Source organism: Sphingopyxis sp. (assembly GCF_050725655.1).
Taxonomy (GTDB): Bacteria; Pseudomonadota; Alphaproteobacteria; order Sphingomonadales; family Sphingomonadaceae; genus Sphingopyxis.
Genome location: NZ_JBOHHT010000079.1, coordinates 1 through 1,517, shown reverse-complemented (window position 1 = coordinate 1,517; position 1,517 = coordinate 1). Strand labels below are relative to the sequence as shown.

Here is a 1,517-nt window from a genome sequence, read left to right as displayed (position 1 = left end):
GCCCGGTTTCGGGCGGTTTCGAAAAAAAGTCGATGAAATCGAACCTCCCCGCCCCCTTTCGAGGGGGCGGGAAGAACTCAGGGAGTTCCAGTTATGCGTAAACTCGTTCTCACTGCCGCGGCCAGTGCGCTGGCGCTCGGCATCGCTGCCCCTGCCCTTGCCCAGGACGGTCCATCCGAAAACGCACCCTTTACGGGCCCACGCGTCGAGGCCCTGGTCGGATATGACAAGATCAATGCCGGTTCGGACGTCGGATCGAGCGACGGCGTCGCCTATGGCGGCGCGATCGGTTACGATATGCAATTCGGCCGCGCGATCGTCGGCATCGAAGGCGAGCTGACCGGCTCGACCACCGATGCGCGCACCGACAATTTGTTGGTGGCCGGTGACCGGTTGCGCCTCAAAGCGGGCCGCGATCTCTATGTCGGCGGGCGCGTCGGCATCGCCATCTCGCCGCTCGCGCTGGGCTATGTGAAGGCCGGTTATACCAATGCCCGGCTCAATGCCCGTTATCGCAACGGCAACACCACGGTCGAGGATAGCGACAATCTCGACGGATACCGGCTCGGTGCCGGTCTCGAATATAAGGTCGGGCCGACCACCTATATCAAGGGCGAGTATCGCTATTCGCACTATGGCGAACTGGCCGGCTACGACGCCGATATCGACCGGCATCAGTTTTTGGCCGGCGTCGGCGTCCGCTTCTAAGAGTTGTTTGAAAATTCGCGAAGAACGAATTTCTAACAAACTCCAAGCAAAGCGCCCTGTTTCAGGCACTAAAAGGGGTCGGAGCGCTTGCTCCGGCCCCTTTTATCGTTAAGGAATAGACTCGGCTAATTGCCCCCGGCTCTGAACGCTCGGTGGGAAGGAAATTGGGCGGCGGCCCGGGGGATTTACGATGAAGGCGACGATCGAACGCGCGACTCTGTTGAAGGGCCTCAGCCACGTCCAGTCGGTGGTTGAGCGGCGCAACACCATTCCCATCCTGTCCAACGTCCTGATCGAGGCGACCGCCGAAGGCGGCCTCAAGCTGATGGCGACCGATCTCGACCTGCAAATCAACGAGACCGTCGCGGCAGCGGTCGACCAGCCCGGTGCGACGACGGTGTCGGCGCACACCCTGTTCGACATCGCACACAAGCTGCCCGAAGGCAGCCAGGTCAGTCTTGCCGCTGCGGAGGGCAAGCTGACGATCATGGCGGGCCGCGCCAAATTCCAGCTCGGCACGCTGCCGCGCGACGATTTCCCGGTGATCGCGGAAGGCGAGCTGCCGGTCAGCTTCGAACTGCCCGCCGAAACGCTGAAGCAAATCATCGACAAGACCCGTTTCGCGATCTCGACCGAGGAAACGCGTTATTATCTCAACGGCATTTTCTGGCACGTGTCGGACGATCCGCAGCCGGTGCTGAAGGCAGCCGCGACCGATGGCCATCGCCTCGCCCGCGTCACCATGCCGCGTCCGGACGGCGCCGAGGGCATGCCCGACGTGATCATCCCGCGGAAGTGCGTCGCCGAAC

General features: G+C 62.3%; 2 protein-coding genes. Both read left to right on the top strand.

Annotated features, from left to right (window positions below):
• Positions 1-93: 93 nt before the first annotated feature.
• Positions 94-708 carry an outer membrane protein gene (locus tag ACREBX_RS11155; RefSeq protein WP_431561819.1) on the top strand — a complete coding sequence of 205 codons (615 nt, stop codon included), beginning with the start codon at positions 94-96 and terminating at the stop codon, positions 706-708.
• A 190-nt stretch (positions 709-898) separates the two neighbouring features.
• A partial coding sequence (gene dnaN, locus ACREBX_RS11150; RefSeq protein ID WP_431561818.1) for a DNA polymerase III subunit beta occupies positions 899-1,517 on the top strand: 619 nt, incomplete at its 3' end.

What these genes read in the sequence shown, in the direction of transcription:
- ACREBX_RS11155 (WP_431561819.1), top strand. Translation starts at nt 94, where the DNA reads ATGCGTAAACTCGTTCTCACTGCCGCGGCCAGTGCGCTGGCGCTCGGC.